Genomic DNA, 20326 nt, shown 5'->3' with positions numbered 1-20326 from the left:
CGAAACAAACCTAGTTTAATAGAAAAAAACAGAATTCAAAGGGCATTTTCGTTATTAAAACGTTAAAAAAAAGGCGGCACACGATAAAATGCCGCCTTTTTCGTCATTATTTTACATTTTAATTACATGAATTAAACCTTTCTTAAACGCCAGCGTCAGCGAACAACTGCGAAACCAGTTGCTGAGCTTCATCGAGCAGTAAGGACAGATGAGACTCCCCTTGGAAACTTTCTGCGTAAATCTTGTAAACAGCCTCGGTACCTGAGGGCCTCGCTGCAAACCAGCCATTTTCTGTACAAACTTTCAAACCACCAATCGCTGCATTGTTGCCCGGGGCATGAGTGAGCTTTTGCATAATGGGCTCACCGGCCAATACCGTGGAAGTCACCACCTCAGGTGTCATTTTACTCAGCAGTTTCTTTTGCGCGTCAGAGGCCGGTGCATCCATACGCTTATAGGCTGGCGCACCAAACTTATCGGTGAGCTTTTGATAGTAGCGGCCAGGATCTTCGCCGGTCTTTGCGGTAAGTTCGGCACCAAGCAGACACAAGATAATGCCGTCTTTATCAGTCGCCCACGGCTGACCGTTGCGACGCAGGAAGATGCCCCCCGCGCTTTCCTCACCGGCAAAGCCCATTTGCCCGTTTAACAGTGGCTGCACAAACCACTTAAAGCCCACCGGCATCTCTGCCAGTTCTCGGCCTAAATCTTCCGCGACCCTGTCAATCAGGGCGCTGGAGACTAAGGTTTTGCCAATCTTGAGATTGGTCGGCCACTGTGGCCGGTTGCGATACAAATAATCAATGGCCACTGCCAGGTAATGATTGGGATTCATCAGGCCAACAGAGGGCGCCACTATGCCATGACGGTCGAAGTCGGCGTCATTACCGAAGGCCAAATCAAAGCGATCTTTCAAATCGATCAGGCCAGCCATGGCGTAGGGCGAAGAGCAGTCCATGCGGATCTTGCCGTCTTTATCCAGACGCATAAAGCGGAAGGTAGGATCGACAGACCCGTTTACCACCTCGATATTGAGTGCGTAACGTTCGGCAATACGCGGCCAGTAGGCACCACCGGCCCCACCTAAAGGATCAGCCCCCAATTTCAGTCCTGCAGCCGCGATGGCCTGCATATCCACCACCTGATCCAACTCGTCAATATAGTCTTTGGCAAAGTCATGCTCTGTAACCCAGCCTTCCCGCAATGCGCTGGTAAAATGCAGGCGTTTTACGCCTTGAAGATCGGCTGCCATTAAATCATTGGCGCGGGTTTGGATAATATCGGTAACGGTAGTATCGGCCGGACCGCCATTTGGTGGGTTGTATTTAAAGCCCCCATCTTCTGGCGGGTTATGGGAAGGCGTGATCACAACACCATCGGCCAGGCCGCTGGTGCGGCCACGATTGTAATTTAATATGGCGTGGGAGATGGCCGGGGTTGGTGTATAACCACGGTTTTGTTCTACCTGCAATGCTATACCGTTGGCGGCTAACACTTCGACAGCGGTAATAAATGCCGGCTCTGACAAGGCATGGGTGTCCATTCCAATGAATAGCGGGCCGCCGATACCATTGGCATGACGATATTCGGCCAGAGCCTGACAGATGGCGGCAATATGCCAGTCATTAAAGGTGCAGTTTAGTGAAGTGCCACGGTGTCCAGAGGTACCAAATTGTACCCGGTGCGCAGGCTCCGCTTTATCTGGCGTATTACTGTAGTAGGCTGCAACCAGCCTGGGTACGTTAACCAAATGCGATTCGGCGGCGGGGTGCCCGGCCAAAGGATGTAATGCCATCGACTTCTCCTGTCACGGTTTGGCAGGAGCAAGTCCCACCATTGTTCATATTGTTGAATAATGGTGGAACGACAGAGGACGCTAGTCCAGTGTTGGATTCAACAATTCACACAATTGCTGAATTTCCGCTTCCTGATAACCCAATACCGAGGTCACCTCTTTGAGCATGGTCAGCTTCTTCTGGGTATTGTTATTAGTCACCACCCAATAGTCGCTGCCAGGCAAAGCCTTGGGGTTGGTGCTGCTGCCTGCAGCCAACAGGGCCTCTTTGCTGGTGGCAAAATACACGCGGTTACGTCCCTTTACCTCCAGCACCTTGGCAAAAGCGTCGCCCTGCACTTGGGCAAGGGTCGCCAGAATTTCAACAAAGCGCTCTACCGTACTACCAAGTTCGGTCACTGCCTTTTGTGCCAATAGAGAAAACAGGTCATCGTCCTTCTTTGCAACCAGCACAACCGGCTTCTCGTCTGTTGGCTCAGCCTCGGCTTTGGCCTGAACTTTCGCCTTTGGTGGTGTAATTTGCGGGATCTGCGCTGGGCTTTCCTGTGAATGGATAAACAGCAAACGACGCAGGATATCCGAGGCGCTCTCGCCGATTTGCATGGTTTGTGCGGCGATATAACGGTACAAATCTTCTTCTATTTCAATTGTTTTCATTGTCTACCAAGAGGTTGGCTGAATTACTGCGCCCGCCATTATACTTGTCCTGCTCTAGGGGTACAGTCTCGCAGTGTGATATAACCCTTTTGGTTTTCAACGGCGGTATCGGTGAATGACAGATTTACATTATCAACTAGCAGGAGAAGGTAAGCCGGTGGTGTTACTACATGGCTTATTTGGCAACCTGGAAAACCTCAATAGCATTAAGCGGGCGCTGCAAGATCAGTATCAGGTGGTAAGCCTTGATCTCCCCGATCATGGGCGCTCGGCTCATAGCAATACCTTTAGCTACGATGATTATGCCAGGCAGGTCCTTGGTACCTTGGATCACCTGGGTCTTGAAGATATCGCCCTGCTTGGCCATTCCATGGGCGGCAAGGTCGCCATGCGCATGGCTCAACTGGCGCCTGAGCGCTTCGATAAATTGATGATCGCGGACATTGCCCCAGTGGCCTACGGACACAGACATCAAAACGTATTTAACGGACTCAGTGCCGTTGACTTGGCCACCTTATCAGATCGAAAAGAAGCCGATGTCCGCATGGCTTCGCATATTCAGGAACCTGGGGTTAGACAGTTTCTGCTGAAAAGCCTGTACCAGGATGAAGGTGGCTGGCAGTGGCGCTTTAATCTGCCCCTTCTTGCAGCCGAATACCCTGACATAATTGACTGGCAAGCGTCAGAGAAACCGTACAGCGGCCCAACCTTATTTATCAAAGGTGGGCAATCAGACTATATTCAGGCTGACCATCGCCCCGCGATCCTGCAACAGTTCCCCAATAGCCAGGGGAAAATACTGCAAGGGGCCGGGCATTGGCTGCATGCGGAAAAACCTACGGCTTTTAACAAGATTGTGCAGGATTTTCTGGCAGATGAGGCAAACTGAAAGGCGATTTGGGCGTATTTCGTTTGATCTGACGCATTAACATAGGGTTAGTCCTTATGCTATAGTGCGCGCCGTTTTTAATGAGGTAACCGACGGCATGTTGAGCCAATATTACGAACAGATCGAAACGATAGTGCTAAACCTATCTTTACTAGCACTTTTTTTGTTGATGGGTTTCGCCGTTCATGATGTGTTGAAGAAGAACAACGTGCCTGCGATTGGACGCGCCGTCGCCTACCTTGTGTTGTTTCTGGGTGCGGCCGGCTTCCTGGCCAAAGGCATCATTCAATTATTCTGGCAATCTTCAGGCGTGGGCGGCTAGCCCTACAGACTAGAGGTATCAAAGCATATGGCAAGCGTGGGACTATTTTTTGGCAGCGACACCGGCAATACTGAGCATGTCGCCAAGATGATCCAAAAGGAACTGGGCAAGCACCTGATTGACGTGCATGACATCGCCAAGAGCAGCAAAGAAGATATCGCTAATTTTGATCTGCTGATGTTCGGCATTCCCACCTGGTATTACGGCGAAGCGCAGTGCGATTGGGATGATTTCTTCCCTGAATTGGAACAAATCGATTTCACTGACAAGCTGGTAGCTATTTTCGGCTGCGGTGATCAAGAAGACTATGCCGAATACTTCCTCGATGCCATGGGCATGATCCGTGATATCGTCGAAGCCCGTGGCGCCATCATCATCGGTCACTGGCCTACCGAGGGCTATAACTTTGAAGCCAGCAAAGGCATGGCTGATGACAAACATTTCGTCGGTTTAGGTATCGACGAGGATCGCCAACCCGAACTGACTGAAAAGCGAGTCAAGCAGTGGTGTAAGCAGGTATATGAGGAAATGTGCCTGGCAGAACTGGAATCTTGATCCGTTTGCTTTTCATGTAGACACAAAAAAGGGAACATTACGTTCCCTTTTTAATCGCTTAAGCGCAAGTGTTACAGAAGAGTAACGTTGGCCGCTTGTGGGCCCTTGTTGCCTTGTTCGATTTCGAAAGCGACTTGTTGGCCTTCAGCCAATGTCTTGAATCCGTCACCGGAAATAGCACGGAAATGTACGAATACATCTTTACCTGTGCCTTCCTGAGCGATAAAACCGAAACCTTTCTCTTCGTTAAACCACTTAACGGTACCAGTTGTCTTAGCCATGAATTTCTCCTGGGATAACTATATTAAAAAGTCAAACAATAGTGTTTGAGTGACGATTGGCCTGCCAAACAGGAAGAATGATTCAAGCAACGATGACGCAAAGACTTCAGGACAAAAACGGGTAAAGCAGATGTAGCGAAGGCAATTGGTAAAGCTCAGGTTGTCGATATTTCAGGTCTTACTAACAGGCCAAGTGCACTATAACAGAATCAACAGCCTTGTACAGAACTTATTCAACAATACTAATTAATATAAGACTTATTGTTAAGCAGCGCCGGCAGAAACTGCCGGCCTGTCAATGGATTACAAGCGGAAGCGTGACACTGCGTTATGCAATTGCTTCATCAGTTCACCCACCTGCGCTATAGCGCCACTGGATTTCTGTGTGGTATCGGCGCTTAACTCAGCCAGATCCACCACTGAATTGATATTGCCTGCCACATTTTCGAGCACCCCGTCTTGCTGGGTAGTATCGCCGACAATGCGCTCATTGATAGCGACTAACTTAGCGACGATATCTCCGATAGCCTGGATTTCGCTGTTAAGTTTTTCAATCTGGCTGACACTTTGCTGCGCCTGCTTCTCGCCAACACCCATGGCACTGACCGCCTTTTGCGCATCGGACTGCAGACTGGCAATCATCTGCTCAATTTCCTCGGTGGAATTTTGTGTACGGTTGGCCAGGGTACGCACTTCATCGGCCACCACCGCAAAGCCCCGCCCCTGCTCTCCCGCCCTGGCAGCTTCGATAGCGGCGTTTAGCGCCAGCAAGTTGGTTTGTTCGGCAATGGTTTTGATCACATCCAAGATACCACCGATTTTCTTGCTGTTGCTCTCCAAACGATTGATCACTTCAGCGGAGTGCTGAGCCTGTTGGGCTTGGGTCTGAATTTGGCCGCGAGTAGTCTCAACCAGCCTGCCGGCACTGAGCGTTTGGTTTTTCACTTCGCTCAACTGGGCCATACTTTGTTCTACTTGGTCCAGGTTACTCTTACTGGTATGGCGTACCTGTTCGGTATTTTGCGCCGTTTGTCTGAGCATTTTGGTCTGCTCATCCACCTGCGACAAGGTCATTTCCCCAAGCTCTTCGCTGCTGCGAATTGCCTTCTCCAGTTGTTTCTCCTGGTTAGTGATCTGGCTTACTACCTGATGCAAACTGCTGGTTAGTTGGTTCACATCCCGGGCCAAATGGGAAAACTCATCCTGTCCGGATTCATCGGCTTTGTGGGTCAAATTACCACTACTAATTTGCTTCAAACTGCTACGAATGCGCTCCAAAGGCTTGGCAATACTTCTGGCTGCCAAGGTACCGATAGTGACCACCATGCCCAAGGCAACCAACATGATCAACAAACTCTTCAGGATATTACTCTGTACGGTTTCCAGAATGGCATTTTGCCCATCCAGCGTGTCGGAATTTACTTTGGCAAACACCTCAGCCAGTAATTTTTTGGCCTTGGTCAAATTCTGGTTGGCGCGCTCCATTTGCTGATCGGCTTCAGCCAACTGGGCAAGGCGACTGGCCTGTTTGGCTAAAAGCCCTTGTTCACCGAGATACAATTCAACAAATTTTTTGTATTGCTCGTTAAAGGCATCCATCAGCCCATCGGTATCTACCCCGGTGGCGATGCGATTGATAAACTCAACATTATTACTAAGGTCGCCCATGGTCAGATTGAGGTTTTCCTCAATGGTGGCGCTTAGTTCAGCCTCGTTGTTTGCACTGTATTCCTTAGTGGCATTTATCAGGGTGATGATGATGTTGTCGATACGCCCACCGGCTCCCACCACAGGGGCCAGCTTAGGATCATCTTCAGCACCATCCATGTAAGACATATCCAGCAGATTGGCCCCGGCGTCACCACCGGTGAACTGGATATCTTTCACCAAGGCAAAAATAGCGTCACGCAAATTCAGCACCTGTATGCGACTGGCGTACATCTTATTAGTCGCATCGAGATAGGTGGCTGCCGAGGTGGCAGCCTCCGCCAATTGGGCCTTGTCATCGCTATCGATATCCATTTCTGCAAGATCGGACAGCAAGACATTGAAGCGTTCGGAGCGCTGCTCAAACGCTTGCTGATTTTCCTGCAACTTGGATAGTTTCTGGCTGAAATAGCCTTCCTGGGAAATATTGGCCAGGGTGAGGAGTTCGGTCTGCACTTGCAGCATCTGAGCCTGCACCGGCATTTTTTCTTCCACCACCAATTTGGCGGAATCACGAATATCGGCCAGGCCGAAGTAGGAAATAACATTGGTGAGTAGCAGTAATAATCCAAATAGTACAAAGCCGAAGATGATTTTACCGACAACTGTTATGCGCATCGCGTATATGCCTTACATTTTTTTTGGGTTTTCTGTGAAACCCTTTCTTCTTATTACAACCAAAATCCGAAGTCCCCTTTTCGGACCACTACAGGCTGTCCATCGCACACTCTGGTCAAACCAGACTTTCTATTCACATCAATATAACAATATTCGTAAAATTCTAAAACAAAACCTTTTGGCTTTTCTTCCCCTGTCAGTTCCCTATAATGAAGCCTGTTTCTCACCTGACTGACGTTATTCAATGGATCAAAATCAAGAACTCAAAAAAGCCGGCCTGAAAGTGACCTTGCCACGCATTAAAATCTTGGAAATTTTGCAAGATCCCAAGCATCAGCACATCAGCGCCGAAGAGGTTTATAAGGTCCTGTTGGAGCAAGGGGAAGAAATCGGCCTTGCCACTGTCTATCGGGTACTAAACCAATTCGATGACGCAGGCTTACTCGACCGTCACCACTTCGAAGGTGGCAAATCGGTATTTGAAATCGGCCAGAAGAAACACCATGACCACTTGGTTTGCCTTAAATGCGGTAAGGTAGTGGAGTTTGAAGATGAGCTTATTGAGCGTCGTCAAACAGAGGTAGCACAGAAAAATAATATGAAGCTCACCCACCACAGCTTGTATCTGTATGGGGTTTGCCAGCCGAGCTGTGAAGATAACGATTAGCGGACCAATCGCCTTTTGAATATGACAAAGCTGCCCTTGGGCAGCTTTTTTATGGTTCAGTAATCGTATTTATACTGGTTAAACAGGCGTTGGGCCTGTCGCCAAAGTGGCCCCGGCCGTCCGTTCCCTACTGCATTGCCATCTATCTCAATCACCGGTGTCAGTTCCTTGGTGGAACTGGTTAGCCAGACTTCATCGGCAAGACACAGCTCATCCAGACGCACAACCCGCTCTTCTACCCTGATATCTGAATGCTCTTGTAAGATCCTAAGCAATAATTGGCGGGTAACCCCCGGCAACAACTGGCTATCCAAAGGCGGTGTCACCACCAGAGAATCGATAATCACAAAAACATTGCTGGAAGACGCTTCCGTCAGCTCCTGACGATCATTGTATAAGATCACTTCATTAAGCTGCTGGCGCTGAGCCTGACGAAAATGCATGACGTTACCAAGCAGCGCTGTACTTTTGATATGGCAGCGCCGCCAGCGCTTATCCAACTCGGTCACTACCTTAAATCCAGGATGCTTGCCATCGCTATTCGGCGGCGCAATGTCAAAAGCAAAGGCGAAAATGGTCGGGGTAAGATTGTCCGGGTAGCCATGGCTTCGCCGATTATCAGCGCCGCGGCTTACATGAAGGTAAATGCCCAGATAGTCACTGCTGTGCCCTTTGGCGAGCGTTAGCGCGATATCCCGCCACTCCTGGTCGGTAAGCGTTACCTCAATCTCAAGCTCTGTCAGGCCGTTTTTCAGGCGAGCCAAATGGGCGCTAAAACCCACCAGCTTGCTCTGATGACAGGGGATCACCTCGTAGATGCCCTCACCAAATAGGAAACCACGATCCATAGGCGAAATCCGGGCTTCCTCCATCGGCATAAAGCGACCGTTAAGATAAACCTGACCCATGCTTTTACTGACCACTACAGTGCACGATACGTTGTCGCATGGCATCACTTTGATAACGGGCCATAAGTTCATCGATGCGCTTGGGGTAATCGAGGAGACCTTTGTGCTGCAAATATTCAGGGTTGTACAACTTAGAGGCCGAACGTTCGCCCAGGTCGCAAGCGAAGGTCACCACATTCTTACCGGGCCCGGCCTGCAGTGCAGCAAACACAGCGCCAGCTACATTCAAGGCTGAGCTGCTGCCCAGCACAATCCCGTCTTTGTGTTTCACAAAGCGGGAAATCGCAATCAGATCCAGGTCTGGTAAGTTAATTGCGCGATCAACTTTTGCACCGCGGAAATTCTCCACTAAACGCATAATGCCAATGCCCTCGGTAATAGAGCTGCCGTGGTTCTTATACTCACCTGTTTTCAGATACTGATAGATCCCAGAGCCGTCAGGGTCCACCAGCCATACCTGCACATTGGGATTTTGTTCCTTAAGATATTGTGAGTTGCCGGCAATGGTGCCGCCGGTGCCGGCCGCCGAGACAAGAATATCTACCTTGCCGCTGAGCTGCTGCCAGATTTCCGGACCGGTGTTCAGGTAATGGGCTTTAGCATTACTGGTGTTTTCAAATTGGTTAGCCCACCAGTGATCTTTGTGTTGCTCGGCGACCTTTTTGGCCCGGTGATAAAAATGGTTGGGATTGGCAAAGGGACAAGGATCCACCGTCATCAGTTTGGCACCGTGCAGTTCGATCATCCTCTCCTTTTCCTTGGCCTGATCGTTAGGCATTACTGCCAACATCTGCATACCGAAAGACTTCGCCACCAGCGCCAGGCCAATGCCGGTATTACCGGCTGTCCCTTCGACAATGGTCATACCGGGCTTCAGTTCCCCCCGCTCCACGGCATCTTTGACCATTTGCAAGGCTGCTCGGTCCTTGATGGAGCCTCCTGGATTCTGAAATTCGCACTTCAGGTAAATATTACAGCCGGTGAGCTCAGACAATGAGTCGATTCGTAGCAGATCGGTCTGACCGATAAGCTCGGCCTGATGTTGGGCGATGCGCATGCTATTCCCTTTTTAGTGGTGCTTATTGATTATCTTAGTCAGATAAGGGGGCGATAGGTCAAGCGACTTAGACGTAATCCAGATTGCCCATGATGCTGGTAGGCAAAACTCAGAAACAATTCGGCGGTGGCTAACGCATCCTCCATCGCACTGTGCGCGGGATATGCCGGTAAACCGTAACGTTCGCGGCATTGCGCCAAACTTAAGCCTTCTGCTTTAGGCTCACGACCCGCCTGACGTAAGCTGCGTCCTTCTAATACCAAAGTGTCTACCACCGGCGGTGGGGCCCAAGGCTTGTCCAGCTTTTTACACGCTAGCTGCAAAAACGCCATGTCCAAGCTGGCATGGTGAAACAGCCATACACAATTGCGCATGGCAGCGGTTTGTTCAAACAAGGCCTCGACGGCTTTTGTCAATGAACTGCCCTGGCCCAATTCTCTTTGGGTCAGTCCATGTATAGTGGGACTTTGTCCCAACGGAGCCTGAGTGTTGACAATAAATTCACGGGCAGACGCCAATTCAATATTGGGCGGTTTTAGCGCTACCCAGGCAATGGAAAGGATGTCGCACTTATCCGCTTCCAGGCCGGTAAGCTCTAAATCGATAGCCAGATACTGGTAGTCTCGCCAGTCAAGACTGTCGTCACGCCACCTTTTGAACAGCCAGTCCAGCACTAAAAGCCGCCTCTGGCATAGCGCATGGCAAGACCCTCCTGCGCTTCCTTAATCACCCGAAATGCGGTTTTTAACTGGCGACGGGTCAGTGAATCCAGGGTATCGGGAGAGATCAGGTTGTCATCACGTTTTTCTTTTAACTGGTGCTGCAACCTTAATTGCACCAAAAATTGCCAGGCCGCCTTCAAATCCCGGCATTCGCTGGCCTGCAGAACCTTTTTCTCCCCCAACGCCTGCAAGCGCTGTGGTGTCGCGCATACACGCAGTTTATTGGCTAGCGCGTGAATTCTGACAATATCATTAATAATGGCGATGCCACTGGTTTTAATATCCAGCACCTCATCCTCATACTTACTTTTGACTGTTACAAAGCGGTTAAAGAGACCAATGGGCACCGCCAGATTGGCGCTATTGGCAGCCAGATTGGCCAGGAAAATCTGATTACCGGCCATAGCAGCAATCTGGCTGTCGAAGTGCTCAAACAGAGCCTGGTCCCCATACAAGGCCCGGCGATCAAAAAAGATATTGCTGTGCAACAAAGCCTTTTTATCCGGCTCTTCAATCCAGCGCCGGAATTTATTGAGCCACTGGCCAAGGGGTAAACAAAGCTTCGGATTGGTGGCCATAATATTACCGCCGCAAAGTTTCAAACCACAGCGCGCCAAGCCATCGCAAACAAACTCGGCCAGGCCCCGATACCACCCCATCGCCTTTTCCCCCACTGCATCGTCGAGCAGCATGCCATTATCCTGATCAGAGCTTAGGGATTGATCTTTTCGTGCCTGCGAACCAAAGGTCAGCCAGACAAAAGGATAGGGCGCAACGCCATGTTGACGAATATACAATCGAATTAACTGATGGTTAAAAGCATCGGTGAAACTGGCCAGTATGTCCCCCACCCTTTTGACATCCACCACGCGGTTGGCAAATTGACTTAAATGATCCGGTACCTGGCGGGCAACCTGTTCAAGCTCAGTCACCGAGCCGGCCTTGCGAATGGCATTGATAAGATAGAGTGGCTCGCTGCGCTGCTGGCTGATTAAATCGGTTACGGTGATCACCCCTTTGGGCAATCCTTGTTGGGTCACCGCCAGATGATGCACATTATGCAGCGACATGGTTTGCATGGCTTCAAAAAGCAAGGCATGGCTATCCAGACTATGTACCGGGCTGGTCATAAACTGACGTACCGGCAAGTCGTAAGACTGCCCCTCGGCCACGACCCGATTGCGGATATCCTTATCGGTCAGGATCCCGCACAAACTATCGCCTTCGGTGACCAATAAACAGGAAACCGATTCTGCCTGCATCAAGCGCGCGGCTTGCTGCAAGGAGCTGTCTGCACTGACCCGGACAGGCTCACGGTGCAGCACATCGGCAATACTCAATTCTGTCCAATCGGACTGTTCACTGGGTTTAGTTTCCGTCAGTAACCGTTTTTGCAAGGCCTTGGTAAAGTAATCGGCAAAGCCCTTATGCGCATTACAAAGCGCATCAAAAGCCGCTTGGGGCATCGCATAGAGCAAGCCATCCTGCACCACTTCTACACGATTGGTAATGGGACGCCCAGTCATTAACGATGGATAGCCAAAAAGGTCACCAGGCTCCAAGCGTTCAATCAGTCGATTTTCGGTAGAGATCAGATCGAACACGCCTTGCTTTACCAAATACAGGCGGGGCACCTCACGCGGCACCACCTCCAGGACATTATCCTGACACAGGTAGCTAAGTATCATCTGCGCTTCGGCATAACTTTTGAGCTCATCTGAGAGCTGATCAAAAGGCGCGCAGGCATTAAGAAATGCGCGGGTTGACTCAATCATAATCTCATCCCAGAAACGAACTTGCCCCCGAGCACACTTCATATGAAGGTAGTCGAAGGCAATAATAAACAGGCCGGGACTTTTGTCCCGGCTTATTTTAGTGAGCTTGTGCGCTGCCAGAGCCTTTAGGATAGCGGATGCTTTCCACCATCTCCTGCACATCGGCAGGCACTTCAGCAGTAAAGCGATTCACCACCAAGGCCACAGCAAAGTTCAGCATCATACCCAGAGTACCGATCCCTTCAGGAGAGATCCCAAACCACCAGTTGGCTGGTGTATTGGCTGCAGGATCAATGAACTTGAAGTAGATAATATACGCTGCGGTAAAGGTGATGCCGCTTAACATCCCGGCGATAGCGCCTTCTTTATTCATACGCTTATAGAAGATGCCCATGATAATCGCAGGGAAGAAACTCGATGCCGCAAGACCGAAGGCAAAGGCCACCACCTGCGCCACAAATCCGGGTGGATTCACCCCGAAATATCCGGCGATCACAATGGCCACACCGGCGGCAAGACGAGCATAGAACAGCTCTTTCTTGTCGGTGATATCTGGCATCAGGTTACGTTTGAGCAAGTCATGGGAGACCGATGTAGAGATCACCAATAGTAAGCCAGCAGAGGTCGATAGTGCCGCCGCGATCCCGCCAGCTGCCACCAGGGCAATCACCCAGTTTGGCAGTTGTGCGATCTCAGGGTTGGCCAACACCATAATGTCACGGTCAATGGTCATTTCGTTGCGCTCATCGCCCGAATAGAACATCTTGCCGTCTTCATTCTTATCTTCCCACTTGATCAGACCCGTGCGCTCCCAGTTTTTGATCCAATCGGGGGCCTGCGCATAGTCATTGCCCTGCATCTGTTCACCGTTGATGGTGTTGATCATATTGACCCGGGCGAAAGACGCGATAGCAGGCGCAGTGGTGTACAAAATGGCGATAAACAGCAGCGCCCAACCGGCAGACTTACGGGCATCGCGCACCTTTGGCACAGTGAAAAAGCGCACAATTACGTGAGGTAAACCGGCGGTACCGACCATCAGCGCAGCGGTGATACAAAACACGTCGATTACCGATTTGGTCCCCGATGTGTATTCCGTAAAGCCGAGCTCAGTCGACAAACCATCCAGCTTATCGAGTAAGAAGGTGTCAGTACCTACCAAGCTGCTACCAAAACCTACCTGGGGCAGCACATTGCCAGTCATCATCATGGAGATAAAAACAGCAGGCACCAGGTAGGCGAATATCAGGACACAATATTGGGCAACCTGGGTGTAGGTAATGCCTTTCATGCCGCCCAATACGGTATAGAAAAACACGATGCACATACCGATGACCACGCCGGTGGTGATATCCACTTCCAGAAAGCGACTAAACACCACACCGACGCCACGCATCTGTCCGGCCACATAGGTAAAGCAGACGAAAATGGCACAGACTACAGCCACAGTACGCGCCAACTGGGAGTAATAACGATCACCAACAAAATCCGGCACCGTAAACTTACCGAATTTACGCAAGTACGGAGCCAGACAGAGAGCCAGCAACACGTAACCGCCGGTCCAACCCATCAGGTAGACACCGCCGTCGTAACCCATAAAGGAAATCAGGCCGGCCATGGAAATAAAGGAGGCTGCAGACATCCAGTCAGCGGCAGTGGCCATACCGTTGGCAACAGGATGTACGCCACCACCAGCCACATAAAATTCGTTGGTCGAGCCGGCGCGACTCCAGATGGCGATGCCGATATAAAGTACAAAGGAAGCGCCGACGATCAATAAAGTGAGAGTTTGAATATCCATGGTCGGCTCCTAGTCTTCGTGAACACGGTACTTTTCATCCAGCTTGGCGGTGAGCCTGGCATAGACAAAAATCAGTACCACAAATACATAAATGGAGCCCTGCTGGGCAAACCAGAAACCAAGCTTAAAGCCGAAAAAGCGGATTTCATTCAAGAGTTCTGCCAGTAAAATACCGCACCCAAAAGACACCACAAACCAGATCGCCAATAGCTTTAACACCAGCGAGATATTCTCCCGCCAGTAAGCCTTGGCTTTTTCAGGGGTTTCAAACGCCATAAGCGCCTCCGTTAACCTATTGTTGACATTACGCTAACAAATCTAACAGTCTGGCGCATAGGAGAAATGCGACCTTGGTCTAAGAGGCCGCAAAAAGCGGTTCAAGGGCGGTTTCGCCATCCCCGGCGTTTAAGACCATGGTCTAATTGGCAATTGTGCTGCAGTGGATAGTCTTGCCGGAGCGTTAATACTGAATACCATGAATGTGACTATTTTTTGGGTGTTGGCGGCATTAGCCTATATTGCCCTGTTATTTTATATTGCCCAACGTGGTGACAAGCAAGGCAGCAGAGCCAATGCGCTGGCGCGGCATCCTGCTATCTACAGTATGGCGTTGGCTATTTATTGTACCTCCTGGACCTATTACGGCGCGGTGGGTCAGGCAGCAAAATCTCAATGGCAATACCTGCCCATTTTACTAGGTCCCGCCCTGCTTTTTGTGTTTGGGTTTGGACTGCTGCGCAAAATGTTGGAGGTCAGTAAGCGCCAGAACATTACTTCCATTTCCGACTTTATTGCTTCGCGCTACGGTAAAAGACGCAGTATTGCCATGTTGGTCACCCTGCTGATGACCTTGGCTATCATTCCCTATATTGCCTTGCAGTTAAAAGCGGTGGACACCAGCCTTCAAGTGTTTGCCCAATTAGAGGGTGGCGGTGGTTTCAAAGCGCTCTTTGCCACTCTGCTGATGGCCCTATTTGCGGTTATTTTTGGTACTCGCCATGCAGATATCACCCAGTATCGCTCGGGTCTGATGCTGGCTATTGCCGTCGAATCGCTGGTGAAATTGCTGGGTCTATGCTGTGCCGCCCTTTTTGCCTATACCCTGTTAAGCAATGACGTAACCGTTCCAGCCAAAGTAATGTTGGAGCCCTGGCAGAACTGGTCAGGATCTGGCTTTGACTTTGCAGTGGTATCGTTGATGGCGGCGGGGGCCATTTTCTGCCTACCCAGACAGTTTCATGTGATGATTGTGGACAACCACCACCCATCACATCTCGCCACTGCCCGCTGGCTGTTTCCTTTGTATTTGTTGCTTATTTCTCTGGCCATTGTGCCAGTCGCCGTTGGCGGCAACGCCTTATTTGGGCAAATGGGGACCGATCAGGATACTTTCCTAATGCAGTTGGCAGGTCTTAAGCCCTGGCTAAGCCTGCTCGTATTCTTAGGTGGGATTTCCGCCGCCACGGCCATGATCGTGGTCTCCAGTCTGGCTTTGGGCACCATGCTGACCAATGATGTACTGGTACCACTGCTGATTCGCCGCCAACCGCGCGCCTGGCTTACAGAGCCAGGGCATCAGGACAAATTGTTACGCCTGCGTCGCCTGGTGATTTTCCTTATCCTTATTCTGGCCTATGGCTATTACACCGGCTGGGCCAACCAAAGTGCCTTGGCTAGCATGGGCTTATTGGCGTTTTCTCTGGTAGTGCAATTGGTGCCCGCCATTTTAGGCGGTCTGTATTGGCGACAAGGGCATGCCAGTGGTGTTTTAGCTGGCCTGGCCGTGGGGTTTGGCTGCTGGGTGCTGTTTATTCTGTTTCCGCTTATCCAACTGCCAAACAGCGGAGACAACACTTCCATCATCACCCAAGGTGTCGTAATCAGTGTCCTGGCCAATTTCGGAGCCTATGTTCTGTTCTCCATCAGCGCAGGACATAGCTTGCTGGATCGCATTCAGGCCACCTCCTTTGTGCGCCCTCAGGCTTCGGTGCAACCTGCCAGCTCGTTGACGCCAGACAGCCAGTTAAAGGTCGGCGATTTACAAGCATTACTCAGCACCTTTGTTGGTCAGCGACGCACCGAACAGCTATTAGCCGACTTTATCCAGGAACACGGCACGCCTCTCGCCTCCCACGCATTGCCCAGCGATGCCTTTATCCAGTTTTGCGAGCGCAGCCTGGCCGGTGTAGTCGGCGGCAGTTCTGCTAGAAGCTTGATCAGTGTCCTGGTGCAAGGAAAACAACTGGATGTGGAGGAGGTCTTTAGTTTCTTTGAAGATACTACCGAAGCCCTGAAAACCCATCAGGCCATCCTTTTCAGTAGCATCGAGAACCTGCCGCAGGGGATCAGTGTAATCAACAAAGATTTAGAGCTGGTGGCTTGGAATCGCTCCTATCTGCAGCTCTTTGATTATCCCACAGGCCTTGTCAAAGTGGGTCAACCAGTCGAAAAACTGGTGCGTTTCAATGCCGAGCGCGGTGAGTGCGGACCTGGCAAGGTGGAAGAGTTGGTGCAAAAGCGTTTGCAATATATGCAGCAAGGCTCAGCCCATCGATTTATCCGTCGCCGCTCCGATGGCCGGGTTATTGAGATGATTGGTAATCCATTGCCCGATGGCGGCTTTGTGACCAGCTTTACCGACATTACCGAACATGTGGAGATCCAGAAGGCCCTGGAAGAGGCCAATATCAACTTGGAGCGACGTATTGATCACCGCACCCAACAGATCCGTGAAATTAATGAAGAGTTGAAACTGGCCAAGCAAACTGCCGAGCAGGCAAACCAATCGAAGAGCCGTTTCCTGGCGCTCGCCAGTCACGATATTTTGCAGCCGCTCAATGCCGCCCGCCTTTACCTGTCATCTCTGGATGAAGAGGAACTGTCATCACACAATAAAGAAATTCTACACAAATTAGGGAGTTCGCTGACCTCCAGTGAACAGCTGATATCTACCCTGCTCGAAATTGCCAAGCTAGAACAAGGCGCGATGACGCCTTCAGCACAGGACTTCCCTCTGACCGATATTCTGCAACCTTTGATGCAGGAAGCGCGGGTGCTGGCTGATAGAAACCAGGTCCGTTTTGAAGTTAAAAGTAAAGACCTGATGGTCCACAGCGACGCCACGTATCTGCGCCGTATCCTGCAAAACCTCATCAGTAATGCAGTCAAATACAGTCCCGGCAAGCGGGTTCTGGTATGTTGTCGGGCGCGTGGGGATAAAGTGTTGATCCAGGTCTGGGATCAGGGCATGGGGATTGCCACGGCTGATCAGAGCAGAATTTTCAGTGATTTTTATCGCGCCCACCGCGGTGACATTCAGGGCCTGGGACTGGGACTGAGTGTGGTCAAGAAAATGAGTGAACAACTGGGCCATCCTCTCACCCTTCGCTCTGAACTTGGCAAAGGCAGCTGTTTTAGCGTCTGGGTACCCTTGGGACAAAGCACTGCCAAACCCCAGGCGCTGGTGTCCGCCCCGCAGAGCAGCCAACTCGATACCAGCGAGATCTGGTGTGTAGATGATGACCCAACCAATCTGGATGCGCTTAAAAGTCTGCTACAAAAGTGGCAATGTCAGCCACGTCTGTTTTCAAACGGTCCACAGGCATCAGATAAGGCGAAGAGCATCAAGCCTCCGCAAGCCATGATTGTGGATTACCAGCTAAATGGTGATGAGGCTGATGGCCTGGCGCTTATCCAACAATTACGTCAACAATGGAATAAAAAAATCCCCGCTTTATTGGTGACGGCGGTAAAAGAGGAAGGCCTTAAAGCTCGCGCCAGAAGCATCGGAGTAGATTTTCTGGCCAAACCCATCAAGCCCGGTGCATTGAAAGCCTGGCTGGAGCAGAAAATTCGTCGTTAACTTAGAACAGGCGAGTAACCGAATCGGCAACAGATTATGCTCCCTCCCCACTTTTTGTCATAAAACTGAGATAAATCCGTCACTAAGGTTATATTTTGGCATTGTCTTGATACAATAGAACTCGGTCTGAGTGACCCAATCCGGCCCTTTCTCAACAAAAGCTTAAGCAAGGGTTGCACTGTTTATTTTTTCATCTAAAAATGAACAGGATACCGAACAAAGACGCATCAATAAAAACTTAGGCACATCAACTGGTACAGATAATGAAAACATTGAAGAAAGCCTCGATTGCACTTTGCGTGCAAGCCGCCCTGTTTAGCTCCATGAGCTTTGCCCAAGACGCCGCAGAAACAGAAGCAGCAAACGACGGTAAATTGGAACAAATCACCGTTACCGCTCAAAAGCGTACTCAAAGCATTCAGGAAGTGCCAATCTCCGTCGCCGCCTTAAGCGGTGAGCGTTTCGAAGCTATGTTCTCCGGCGGAGAAGATATTCTGGCCTTATCCAGTCGTGTTCCAGGCCTTTACGCCGAATCCTCTAACGGCCGTGTAGCACCGCGTTTCTATATTCGTGGTCTGGGTAACTCAGATTTCGACTTGGCCGCTTCTCAGCCCGTTTCCATCGTGATGGATGATGTGGTCATGGAGAACGTGATCCTCAAGAGTACCCCCCTGTTTGACGTTGAACGCGTAGAAGTGATCCGTGGTCCGCAGGGTACTCTGTTTGGACGTAACACCACGGCCGGTATTGTAAAATTTGATACCGCCAAACCACGCCAGGACTTCGACGCTTTCGTTGAAGCGCAGTTGGCCAGCTTCGGCACCAAAAATATCGAAGGTGCGGTAGGCAACGGTATCACCGACGATTTGTCTTTCCGTTTCTCCTTTATGTCGCAAAACCGTGAAGACTGGGTCACCAACGGCTATACCGGCGAAAAAGACGCCATGGGTGGATTCCATGAAATCGCTGGTCGTATGCAGTTTTTATATGACACCGGCGATTTCAGCGCGTTGTTAAACCTGCACACCCGTGAACTGGACGGTACCTCTACCCTGTTCCGCGCCAACGCAGTGAGCAAAGGCAGCAACCAGCTGAACGACAACTATGATCGTGAAACTGTGTATTACAACCAGGGCGATAACAACTTCCAGAAGTATGATGCCGATGGGGTCTCATTAAAGCTGGATATTGAATTAAGCGGCTCCACATTGACCTCTATTACCGCTTTTGAGTCTGCCGATGGTAAAGGAAAAGGCGATATCGACGGCGGTGTTGCCGGCCAATTGCCTGGCTTTGTCCCCTTTGATGCGGTTACCGAAGACCAGCTTGACGATCTGAAGCAATTCAGCCAGGAAATTCGTCTTGCCAGCTCCGGTACCGAAGGCTATGACTGGCAATTCGGTGCTTACTACTTTGATTCCTCATTTGGCGTCACCAGTATCGATGGTTTCTTCGGTGCTACCACGGTATTCCATGAGAACTACACCTGGGCTGTATTTGGTCAAAGTTCGTACGATATCACCGATAAGCTGACGGCCACCGGTGGTATTCGTTATACCTATGACGAAAAAGATTTCCGCGTAGGCGATCAGAACGTTAACGGCTTTGCCCTGGTTATTGGCGCTGCCCAGGTTCAGGACTATGAAGACATCAATGTGGATGATGGCCAAATCAGCTGGGAACTGGCACTGAACTACAATCTGACAGACGACACCAGCCTGTTTACCCGCGTGGCCAGCGGCTTCCGCGCCCAGACCATTCAGGGCCGCGATGTGGCCTTTGAAGGTGCCCCCTCAGTGGCCGATGCAGAAACCATCGAGTCCTTCGAAGTGGGCTTTAAGTCTGATTTGTTAGATGACACCCTGCGTCTTAACGCCGCCTTGTTCTGGTACGAAATTGACGATATCCAACTGTCTGCCATCGGTGGTGAAAGCCAGGGCAACCGTCTGATCAATGCCGATAAAGGCACAGGTCAGGGTGTGGAAATCGACTTGGAGTATCTGGTTAGCGACAACCTGACACTAACAGCAGGTTATGGCTATAACGACACCGAGCTGAAAGACGAAAACCTGCGCGTGGCGCCTTGTGGTTCAGGCCAGTGTACTGTGACCGATCCTATCGTAAACGGCGCAGCCCTGATTGACGGTAACCCTTTCCCGCAATCGCCTAAAGAAACCTTTAACTTTACTGCCCGTTTCAGCGTGCCGATGGGAGATGACGGTGAATTCTTTATGTTCACCGACTGGGCCTTCCAGGGTGATACCAATCTGTTCCTCTATGAGTCCAAGGAATTCTTTACCGACGACAACTACGAGGGCGGCGTGAAGATCGGTTACGAGAACTTCGACCACGATTACACCGTGGCTCTGTTTGGCCGTAACATCACCGATCGTCACAATATCAAAGGCGGTATCGACTTTAACAACAACACTGTCTTTGTTAACGATCCCCGTATTGTCGGTGTCGAATTCAAGATGAATTTCTATTAATCGCAGTTCTTCCTGAACAATCGAAACGCCCTACCTAGGGCGTTTTTTTTTGCCTTGGCAAAGCCTCAGCTCATCAAATATTTGCATCTATTGATACAAAGACAGAAAGCTTGTGAACTCTTGCGTCCGTCTTCACAAGAAATGCCAGGAGTGCACGTTGAAATTTGCTCCCATAAAAAAAGCCGGTCGATGACCGGCTTCTATATTTAAATCAAATCAGT

16 protein-coding genes are annotated in these 20326 nt (G+C 50.4%); 6 read left to right on the top strand and 10 right to left on the bottom strand.

The annotated features are described in order from the left end of the window. Positions 1-142 precede the first annotated feature (142 nt). Positions 143-1795 carry a phosphoglucomutase (alpha-D-glucose-1,6-bisphosphate-dependent) gene (gene pgm / locus P2G88_RS17350; RefSeq protein WP_275798302.1) on the bottom strand — a complete coding sequence of 551 codons (1653 nt, stop codon included), beginning with the start codon at positions 1793-1795 and terminating at the stop codon, positions 143-145. A gap of 81 nt (positions 1796-1876) precedes the next feature. Beyond that, positions 1877-2452, bottom strand: a complete 576-nt coding sequence (gene seqA / locus P2G88_RS17345) for a replication initiation negative regulator SeqA (protein WP_275798301.1) — start codon at positions 2450-2452, stop codon at positions 1877-1879. Positions 2453-2567: 115 nt separating this feature from the next. On the opposite strand from seqA, the gene P2G88_RS17340 reads away from it, so the two are divergent. The 3 genes from P2G88_RS17340 (at position 2568) to fldA (ending at position 4218) form a co-directional block, all read left to right on the top strand. Next, a complete protein-coding gene (locus P2G88_RS17340; protein ID WP_275798300.1) occupies positions 2568-3341 on the top strand; it encodes an alpha/beta fold hydrolase in 774 nt (257 codons plus the stop codon). Between the two features lie 97 nt (positions 3342-3438). Continuing rightward, a complete protein-coding gene (locus tag P2G88_RS17335; protein WP_275798298.1) occupies positions 3439-3663 on the top strand; it encodes a DUF2788 domain-containing protein in 225 nt (74 codons plus the stop codon). A 27-nt stretch (positions 3664-3690) separates the two neighbouring features. After that, positions 3691-4218 (top strand): flavodoxin FldA, encoded by a 528-nt coding sequence (gene fldA / locus P2G88_RS17330; protein ID WP_275798296.1) that lies wholly within the window; start codon positions 3691-3693, stop codon positions 4216-4218. Positions 4219-4289: 71 nt separating this feature from the next. On the opposite strand, the gene P2G88_RS17325 is transcribed toward fldA, so the two are convergent. Then, a complete protein-coding gene (locus P2G88_RS17325) occupies positions 4290-4499 on the bottom strand; it encodes a cold-shock protein (RefSeq protein WP_275798294.1) in 210 nt (69 codons plus the stop codon). A 303-nt stretch (positions 4500-4802) separates the two neighbouring features. Further along, complete coding sequence (locus P2G88_RS17320) at positions 4803-6824, bottom strand: methyl-accepting chemotaxis protein (protein ID WP_275798292.1); 2022 nt, start codon at positions 6822-6824, stop codon at positions 4803-4805. A 244-nt stretch (positions 6825-7068) separates the two neighbouring features. Here P2G88_RS17320 and fur point away from each other — a divergent pair, with 244 nt between their 5' ends. After that, on the top strand, positions 7069-7491 hold the full coding sequence (gene fur / locus P2G88_RS17315) for a ferric iron uptake transcriptional regulator (protein ID WP_275798290.1): 423 nt from the start codon (positions 7069-7071) through the stop codon (positions 7489-7491). Between the two features lie 56 nt (positions 7492-7547). On the opposite strand, the gene P2G88_RS17310 is transcribed toward fur, so the two are convergent. From P2G88_RS17310 to P2G88_RS17285, 6 genes are all read right to left on the bottom strand, one after another. Further along, positions 7548-8399, bottom strand: coding sequence for an aminotransferase class IV (locus tag P2G88_RS17310; RefSeq protein ID WP_275798288.1), 852 nt, complete (start codon positions 8397-8399; stop codon positions 7548-7550). A gap of 4 nt (positions 8400-8403) precedes the next feature. Then, positions 8404-9456, bottom strand: a complete 1053-nt coding sequence (locus tag P2G88_RS17305) for a cysteine synthase A (protein ID WP_275798286.1) — start codon at positions 9454-9456, stop codon at positions 8404-8406. Positions 9457-9494: 38 nt separating this feature from the next. Beyond that, complete coding sequence (locus P2G88_RS17300) at positions 9495-10130, bottom strand: 3'-5' exonuclease (protein ID WP_275798284.1); 636 nt, start codon at positions 10128-10130, stop codon at positions 9495-9497. Continuing rightward, on the bottom strand, positions 10130-11953 hold the full coding sequence (locus P2G88_RS17295; protein WP_275798282.1) for a DUF294 nucleotidyltransferase-like domain-containing protein: 1824 nt from the start codon (positions 11951-11953) through the stop codon (positions 10130-10132). The genes P2G88_RS17300 and P2G88_RS17295 overlap by 1 nt, the downstream gene beginning before the upstream one ends. Positions 11954-12050: 97 nt before the next feature. Further along, positions 12051-13754, bottom strand: coding sequence for a sodium:solute symporter family protein (locus P2G88_RS17290; protein ID WP_275798280.1), 1704 nt, complete (start codon positions 13752-13754; stop codon positions 12051-12053). Between the two features lie 9 nt (positions 13755-13763). After that, positions 13764-14030, bottom strand: coding sequence for a DUF4212 domain-containing protein (locus tag P2G88_RS17285; RefSeq protein ID WP_275798278.1), 267 nt, complete (start codon positions 14028-14030; stop codon positions 13764-13766). Between the two features lie 205 nt (positions 14031-14235). Between P2G88_RS17285 and P2G88_RS17280 the strand changes: the two genes are divergently transcribed. Both P2G88_RS17280 and P2G88_RS17275 read left to right on the top strand, forming a co-directional pair. Continuing rightward, positions 14236-17616, top strand: coding sequence for a PAS domain-containing hybrid sensor histidine kinase/response regulator (locus tag P2G88_RS17280; protein ID WP_275798314.1), 3381 nt, complete (start codon positions 14236-14238; stop codon positions 17614-17616). Positions 17617-17879: 263 nt separating this feature from the next. After that, entirely contained in the window at positions 17880-20105 is a 2226-nt protein-coding gene (locus tag P2G88_RS17275) for a TonB-dependent receptor (protein ID WP_275798276.1), read from the top strand. Positions 20106-20326: the final 221 nt, after the last annotated feature.

The organism is Aliiglaciecola sp. CAU 1673, assembly GCF_029223185.1.
GTDB lineage: Bacteria > Pseudomonadota > Gammaproteobacteria > Enterobacterales > Alteromonadaceae > Bowmanella.
This window is presented reverse-complemented; position numbering and strand designations above follow the sequence as displayed.

Bases quoted from the DNA above. Each gene is read 5' to 3' on its own strand.
- pgm (WP_275798302.1), bottom strand. From the start codon at position 1,795: ATGGCATTACATCCTTTGGCCGGGCACCCCGCCGCCGAATCGCATTTG.
- seqA (WP_275798301.1), bottom strand. From the start codon at position 2,452: ATGAAAACAATTGAAATAGAAGAAGATTTGTACCGTTATATCGCCGCA.
- P2G88_RS17340 (WP_275798300.1), top strand. From the start codon at position 2,568: ATGACAGATTTACATTATCAACTAGCAGGAGAAGGTAAGCCGGTGGTG.
- P2G88_RS17335 (WP_275798298.1), top strand. From the start codon at position 3,439: ATGTTGAGCCAATATTACGAACAGATCGAAACGATAGTGCTAAACCTA.
- fldA (WP_275798296.1), top strand. From the start codon at position 3,691: ATGGCAAGCGTGGGACTATTTTTTGGCAGCGACACCGGCAATACTGAG.
- P2G88_RS17325 (WP_275798294.1), bottom strand. From the start codon at position 4,499: ATGGCTAAGACAACTGGTACCGTTAAGTGGTTTAACGAAGAGAAAGGT.
- P2G88_RS17320 (WP_275798292.1), bottom strand. From the start codon at position 6,824: ATGCGCATAACAGTTGTCGGTAAAATCATCTTCGGCTTTGTACTATTT.
- fur (WP_275798290.1), top strand. From the start codon at position 7,069: ATGGATCAAAATCAAGAACTCAAAAAAGCCGGCCTGAAAGTGACCTTG.
- P2G88_RS17310 (WP_275798288.1), bottom strand. From the start codon at position 8,399: ATGGGTCAGGTTTATCTTAACGGTCGCTTTATGCCGATGGAGGAAGCC.
- P2G88_RS17305 (WP_275798286.1), bottom strand. From the start codon at position 9,456: ATGCGCATCGCCCAACATCAGGCCGAGCTTATCGGTCAGACCGATCTG.
- P2G88_RS17295 (WP_275798282.1), bottom strand. From the start codon at position 11,953: ATGATTGAGTCAACCCGCGCATTTCTTAATGCCTGCGCGCCTTTTGAT.
- P2G88_RS17290 (WP_275798280.1), bottom strand. From the start codon at position 13,754: ATGGATATTCAAACTCTCACTTTATTGATCGTCGGCGCTTCCTTTGTA.
- P2G88_RS17285 (WP_275798278.1), bottom strand. From the start codon at position 14,030: ATGGCGTTTGAAACCCCTGAAAAAGCCAAGGCTTACTGGCGGGAGAAT.
- P2G88_RS17275 (WP_275798276.1), top strand. From the start codon at position 17,880: ATGAAAACATTGAAGAAAGCCTCGATTGCACTTTGCGTGCAAGCCGCC.